The following is a 6,533-nucleotide window of genomic DNA, read 5'->3' on the forward strand; positions in this document are numbered from 1 at the left end:
GGATGAGTCATTACCACCAAGTGGCTGAAGTGTTAATTGATATTGAAGCTGCGCTGCGCCAAATCGGCTGCTGGGATGCGATTGCGCCGGCGCCAGAAGCCTTGCGCAGCGAGCAACCCTTTGCGGTAGATACTTTGAATTTTGGCCAGTGGTTGCAGTTTGTGTTTGTGCCCAAAATGCATTTTTTAGTGGCGCAAAAGGCGGGGCTACCAACGGCCTGTGGTATTACACCCATGGCGGAAGAGTATTTTCGCGGTCAGCAATTGCCGGTGGCAGGTCTGCTGGCCGCGTTGACAAGAATGGATAACTTGCTTGGCGGTCGCCGCTAGCCGTTGTTGTCTTCTGCAGCCATTACCATTCGCACAAGGTGGGCCAGCGAGCGCACCCCCATTTTTTCCATAACCCGAGCACGGTGTATTTCTACCGTGCGCTGGCTAATATCGAGATCGTAGGCGATCACTTTATTGGCTTTACCCTCAATCATCAGTTCCATGACCTGGGTCTCGCGGGGTGTTAAGTCGGTCAGCTTGGCGCGGATTTTGTGCTTTTCTTCGAGGTCGGCACGGTTTTCAACATCGGCGGCAATGGCCTGTTGAATTTTGCCCAGCAGCTCTTCTTCGCGATACGGCTTTTGCACAAAATCTACTGCGCCGCGCTGCATGGCGTCAACGGCCATGGGCACGTCACCGTGACCGGTCACAAAAATAATTGGCAAAATAGAATTTCGAGTATTGAGCTGACGCTGTAATTCCATGCCATTCATACCCGGCATGCGAATATCTAGCACCAGACAGCCTGCCATATCTACACTATAGTCATCTAAGAAGGTGTCTGCTCTGGAGTAGCTGGCCACCGTATGGCCCACTGATTCCAATACCATTTGGAGTGAATCTCTTACCGCGTCATCGTCCTCAACGAGGTACACCGTGGCTTCTACTGTCATTATTACGTCCTTGCGGTTACCGTTTTATCGTGTGCTTAGGCTACCATGAAATCCTAAGCCTTTGCTGGGCTTAATTAATTGTATTGATGTTTTCGTTAATGATACTGGCGATAAGGGTCAAGACTGGATAAGCTTTCGCCTTATTATACATCGCAAGGCAAACATGGGTTTGCCACACAACAAGGGTTGCGCATGCGAACTAAGCGCAGTTTAGTACAGATTTACCTGATAAGCCTAGTCGCGTTGTCTGCGATTCCCTTGGCTATATTAGGCTATATCTGGATTGCCAAGGAATACGAACGCTACACTCAACAGAGTGAGGCGTGGCGTGACAGCTATATAGAGTCGCGTCGCGAGCTTTTACGCCGCGAAGTCGATAAGGCAATGGAGTATTTGGAGTTTAAGCGCACCCAGCTTAATCGCCAGCTATATAACGATCTGCGTCAGCAGGTTGCGGTTGGCCTGTCGTTAATCGAAACCACCCGCAAAGAGTTTGTGGGCGAAAGCCGCGCCGAGCAAATTACGCGGCTGCGCGCCACCATGAGCTCGCTGAGCTTTCTCGACAATAAAGGTTTTTTCTTTTTGTTTGACGGTGTTGGCAAGCCCTTGCTGGCGCCCATGCACCCCCGTGGTAGCCAGCGAATTGCAGATAAAACCGCACTTGACGCCTTCGCTAGCCAAATACGAAGTTCGATAACAGATAAAAATTACGACTTTATCGAGTACCGCTTTACTGACGCAAAGGGCCGAGCAGCCACCGAGCGCAACTTTAGTTTCGTTTACTACTACAAACCCCTCGATCTCTATATGGGTGCAAGTGTGTATTTGCGCGATGAGGTTGGCCGGCTCAAGCGCGAAGTGGTTGAGCGTATCGCCGCGGTGCCTATCGACCCTGATAACTCCATTATGTTCGTGGTCGACAGCGACGGCCGGCAGTTAGTTAATGCCTACGATCCGGCTAGCGTCGGCGCCTTGATGCCCAGTATTATCGAGAAAAGCAGCCAAGTTAGCGGTAGTAATAGCAGCCTGTTTACCGAATTGAACTGGGTAGATCAAAGTGGCCAGAGCAAACCGGTCATTTCCTATATTCGCCGCTTTGAACCTTGGGGTTGGACCTTGGGTTCTGGGGTGTTCCTTGATGAACTCAATGTAAAGTTGGCGCAAGAGCGCGCCGCCCTGCAAGACCGCGTGCAAGAGCATATTCGCTTTATTGTGATTATTGCTTTTGCGTTAATGGTGTTTTCGACCCTTGCGGCACGTTGGTTGGCCTCGCGCAGTGCTGCTGGCTTTACAATTTTTCAGCAGTTTTTTGCCGATGCCAGCAAGCGCTCTACCGCGATTGATGTGAATAAACTGCCCTTCGCTGAATTTCAGAAATTGGCTGAAGATGCTAATTTCATGGTGGAAAAGCGCACCCAAACTGAGCGCGCTTTAAAGTTAAGCGAGCGGCGTTTTCAGTTGGCGCTGGATGCCGCCCAAAACCATTTGTGGGACCTTGATTTACAGACCGGCTTGGTCACTGTGGGCGAGAGTTTCTTTCGTATGCTTGGCTATGATGTGCCGACTAAACCCTACCCAGTGGGCGCGTTTAAACATATTGCCAACAGCGACGATATGCAAATTATTGCTTCAGCCGTTGATAGCTGGCTGGGGCTGGCAACGGGTAATAGTGTTGAGTTTCGGGTGAGAGATCGGGCGGGCAAATACCGCTGGATTTATAGCCGTGGCGATGTGGTTGAAAACGACACTAACGACAAACCTATTCGCGCCATGGGGATCATGACCGATGTCACTGACCGCAAGCGCATTGAGCAAGAGCTGGTCAATGCCAGAATCGCCGCCGAGGATGCCTTGCACGCCAAGAGTCAGTTCCTGTCTAGCGTTAGCCATGAATTGCGCACCCCCTTAAATGGGGTTTTGGGCTACGCCCAATTACTGCAGCGCGAAAAGGGTCTACCCAGTGGCAGTCAGGAGTATTTGCGGGCCATAGAGAGCTGCGGCAAGCATTTGCTTACCCTTATTAATGATGTGTTGGATCTGGCAAAAATCGAAAGCGGTAATATCGACATTGTTTGTCGCGCCAATGATTTGAATGAAATTGTATCCAGTGTCAGTGATATTGTCGGTCATCGCGCCCAGTCTAAGGGCTTGAATTTTGTGGTTAATATCGCAAAAGATGTGCCGCGTCATGTACACGTCGACGAAGTAAAGCTACGCCAAGTGTTAGTTAATTTACTCGATAACGCGGTTAAATTTACCGCCAGCGGTAAAGTTGAATTGAAGCTGGATGTTAATCAAGAGCAGGCTCAGCTGTTGTTTTCTGTTAAAGACAGCGGTATGGGCATTCCAGAAGAAAAGCTGCGCGATGTATTTGAGCCTTTCCGGCAGGTGAATCCCCAAGACGGCAAAGGCACTGGCTTGGGTTTGGCAATATGTCGGCGCCTTGTTGAAGCTATGGGCGGCAGCTTGAATCTGAGCAGTGAATTTGGTCAAGGCAGTTGTTTCTATTTTGATATCCCGCTGCTTGAAATGGATACCGATAGCGTGGCAGACGACGCCTTGGTTGAAGCGGTGGATCCAGTGCCGGAATTACTGGCGAGGGTAGCGAATAACCCTGCCATTATTGTCGCTGATGATGTTGCGGTAAACCGTCATGTGTTACTTGGCATGCTTGAAGATGTCAGTACCGATATTCGCGAAGCGGCCAATGGCTTAGAAGTGATTGAACTGCTAAAAGAGCGCACAGCGCTGCTGGTGCTAATGGATTTGCGCATGCCGGAAATGGATGGCATGGAGGCAACTCGCATTATTAAGCAAGAGATGGGCATGAGCGAGGTTGCGATTGTGATGGCTTCGGCCACCACCGATGAAGACATGATGGCCGAGGCCATTGAGGTTGGCTGTGATGGCTTCTTGCCGAAACCCATTGGCATGGAAGACTTAATGAAGATCGTTGCCAAAACCTGCGGTGGTGAGGCGGCGCCAAGCGTGCAAACGGTACCCGCACAAGCCGCGCCGGCGGCGGTGCAAGTTGCGGTGGTATTGCCGCCTGAACGGGATTTGCAAGAACTGTTAATGGCGGTGGATTTGGGTGACGTAACGGGCACCCGTGAGTTATTGGGTCAGCTGCGGCGGGCCAATCCAGAATGCCGAGGCTTTGTTGAAGAAGCCGAAGAATTTCTCAACGAGTTTGATTTTGATAATTTATCGCGCCTGTTAAAGCGTGCATCAAACGAGGCCAGTTTGAATGGCGCGTGATGTGGGTGGCGAGCAAATATTATTGGTCGATGACAACCCAACCAATTTGCAGGTTTTATTTAAAACCCTTGAAGGTAGCGGTTATCGATTGCTGGCCGCCCGCGACGGCAAAGCCGCACTGTTTACCGCGCGCAAAGCTCGCCCCGCGCTAATTCTCTTAGATGTAATGATGCCCGGCATGGACGGTTTTGAGGTGTGTGAGCGCCTCAAGGCCGATCCGGAAACAGCGAATATAGCGATTATTTTTCTGTCGGCACTTACCGATAGTCAGTCTAAAGTTCACGGCTTGGCGATTGGCGGCGTGGACTATATTGCCAAACCGTTTCAAACCGACGAGGTGCTGGCGCGGGTTCGTACTCACGTTAAAATACAGCGTTTAGAGCGCGCACTAGCGCGCCGCAACAGTGAGTTAGAAGACGAAAATCAGCGAATTTTAAATGCCGTTGAAGAAGGCATATTTGGTTTAGATGTAGAGGGCCGCGTTAGTGCGATGAATCTCCGTGCAGCGCAACTAACGGGGTGGCCGGTGTCTGACACTATGGGTGAATTGTTTGCCCAGCTAAAACTTTTCCCCGACGAAAGCTCTCTTAATCAGGCGCTGGGGTTGCTTTGCAAAGGCGGGGTGAGCTTGCGTAAAGAAGACACTGAGCTCACTGCGCGCAATGGAGAGATTGTGCGAGTGGCGCTCAGCGGTTCGCCGCGCAAAGAGGGTGGCGCGGTGCTGGTGTTGCGCGACATCAGCGAGTGGTTGGCTAGCCAGCAGGCGCTGGATTCGGCGCGAGAAGAACTCGACAGTCAGCGCCAGCACTTGGCCCATATCGAGCGTTTGAGCACTGGCGGTGAAATGGCCGCAGGTATTGCCCACGAAGTAAATCAGCCGCTTACTGCAGTAACTAATTACGCCCGTGTGGCGCAGCGTCTTTTAGTGGATCTTCCCGAAGACAAGCGCGAAAAAATGAACGACGTGCTGAGTAAGATTTCGATTCAGGCCGAGCGCGCTGCGGCGGTGATTCAGCGCATGCGCAGCTACGTGAAAAAGCCTACTGGCGGCCGCGAAGTCTTTGCCCTTAATAGCGTATTAGAAGATGTATTGGCGCTGGCAGAAGTCGATTCGCGGGTAAACGCGATACCCGTAGTGTTACACGGTGCTGAAAATCTGCCAGAAATTCACGTCGATGAGGTCCAGTTACAGCAAGTTGCCCTGAATCTGATTCGCAATGCCATGGAGTCAACGGCGAATGCAGGCAATGAAGATCCGGTAGAGGTGAAAACCTACCTAGAAGACGGCATGGTTTGTTTCAGTGTGACAGATCGCGGTGCCGGTTTAGCACCGGAAATTGAAGCCCAATTGTTTAGTCCCTTTGTAAGCTCCAAAGAAGGCGGCATGGGGATTGGCTTGTCGGTTTGCCAATCTATTATGCAAGCCCATGGCGGCAATATACACCACGAACACAATCCGGCTGGGGGGGCGATATTTCATTGCCACTTTCCCGCTCATGTCTAAATCAACGGCGCGATAAACACTATGGATCTGCTGCGGCGTAAGCCGTTAGAAGAGTGCAGTAAGACCCGTGTTTGGGTCGAGGGTACCGAGTTAGAGCTGACCTTAATTCGCAGTCGCCGGCGGCGGCGCAAGCTCACCTTGCAGCTGGACGCCAAGGGTGGCTTGCTGGTGCGCTCACCCTTTGCCGCAAGGCGGCGCGACATTGATAGCTTAATACAGCGCAATAGTGCGTGGATTCTTCAGCGGCGCCAAGACATGCAGCGCCAGCAGTACCGCAACCCTGATTTGTGTTTCGCAGATGGTGAGACCCATTTGTATCTAGGACAGCGCTATACCCTGAAAATTAATGAGTTGAATGCTTCGCGTCGCGTCAGCATTGTGTTGCATGATGGCGAGCTGCTAATTAGCCCGCGTGCTAATTTCCACACTCCCGAGGCGATAAGCCAAGCTCTACAGCACTGGTATAAACAACAGGCCCAGGTTTTATTTGCGCGGCGGCTGGCGTTTTTTACGGGGCAATTGGCTTGGGTGAGCGAGCTGCCAGAACTGCGCTTGCGGCGAATGCGCTCGCGCTGGGGGAGCTGCTCAAGCAGTGGCAAGCTATGCCTAAATACCCATTTGATTAAGGCCAGTGAGCGCTGTATCGACTACGTTATTGTGCACGAGCTGTGTCACTTGCAAGAGTTTAATCACAGTCCGCGCTTTTATGCCTTAATGGACGCCGCCCTGCCAGATTGGCGCGCGCGCAAGGCCGAGCTTGAGGCCTGCGGCGCGGCAATCATTCGCGAGTGATGGCGCTTTAGCTCGGCGCCTGCGCTAATACCGCGG

5 protein-coding genes are annotated in these 6,533 nt (G+C 51.9%); 4 read left to right on the forward strand and 1 reads right to left on the reverse strand.

Annotated features, from left to right (window positions below):
- The first annotated feature begins 2 nt into the window (after window positions 1-2).
- The gene (locus P1U47_RS08680) at window positions 3-329 is read left to right on the forward strand and encodes a YqcC family protein (protein WP_301028366.1); all 327 of its coding nucleotides are present in this window, start codon (window positions 3-5) and stop codon (window positions 327-329) included.
- On the opposite strand, the gene P1U47_RS08685 is transcribed toward P1U47_RS08680, so the two are convergent.
- Entirely contained in the window at window positions 326-943 is a 618-nt protein-coding gene (locus P1U47_RS08685; RefSeq protein ID WP_301028367.1) for a response regulator transcription factor, read from the reverse strand. The genes P1U47_RS08680 and P1U47_RS08685 overlap by 4 nt on opposite strands.
- A gap of 192 nt (window positions 944-1,135) precedes the next feature.
- Between P1U47_RS08685 and P1U47_RS08690 the strand changes: the two genes are divergently transcribed.
- From P1U47_RS08690 to P1U47_RS08700, 3 genes are read left to right on the forward strand one after another with little or no spacing between them, the layout of a single operon-like run.
- Entirely contained in the window at window positions 1,136-4,201 is a 3,066-nt protein-coding gene (locus P1U47_RS08690; RefSeq protein WP_301028368.1) for a cache domain-containing protein, read from the forward strand.
- Complete coding sequence (locus P1U47_RS08695) at window positions 4,191-5,705, forward strand: response regulator (protein ID WP_301028369.1); 1,515 nt, start codon at window positions 4,191-4,193, stop codon at window positions 5,703-5,705. The genes P1U47_RS08690 and P1U47_RS08695 overlap by 11 nt, the downstream gene beginning before the upstream one ends.
- 21 nt (window positions 5,706-5,726) lie before the next feature.
- Window positions 5,727-6,497, forward strand: coding sequence for a SprT family zinc-dependent metalloprotease (locus P1U47_RS08700; RefSeq protein WP_301028370.1), 771 nt, complete (start codon window positions 5,727-5,729; stop codon window positions 6,495-6,497).
- The last annotated feature ends 36 nt before the right edge of the window (window positions 6,498-6,533 follow it).

The organism is Zhongshania sp. (genome assembly GCF_029212375.1).
GTDB lineage: Bacteria > Pseudomonadota > Gammaproteobacteria > Pseudomonadales > Spongiibacteraceae > Spongiibacter.

What these genes read in the sequence shown, in the direction of transcription:
- P1U47_RS08690 (WP_301028368.1), top strand. Translation starts at nt 1,136, where the DNA reads ATGCGAACTAAGCGCAGTTTAGTACAGATTTACCTGATAAGCCTAGTC.
- P1U47_RS08685 (WP_301028367.1), bottom strand. Translation starts at nt 943, where the DNA reads ATGACAGTAGAAGCCACGGTGTACCTCGTTGAGGACGATGACGCGGTA.
- P1U47_RS08680 (WP_301028366.1), top strand. Translation starts at nt 3, where the DNA reads ATGAGTCATTACCACCAAGTGGCTGAAGTGTTAATTGATATTGAAGCT.
- P1U47_RS08695 (WP_301028369.1), top strand. Translation starts at nt 4,191, where the DNA reads ATGGCGCGTGATGTGGGTGGCGAGCAAATATTATTGGTCGATGACAAC.
- P1U47_RS08700 (WP_301028370.1), top strand. Translation starts at nt 5,727, where the DNA reads ATGGATCTGCTGCGGCGTAAGCCGTTAGAAGAGTGCAGTAAGACCCGT.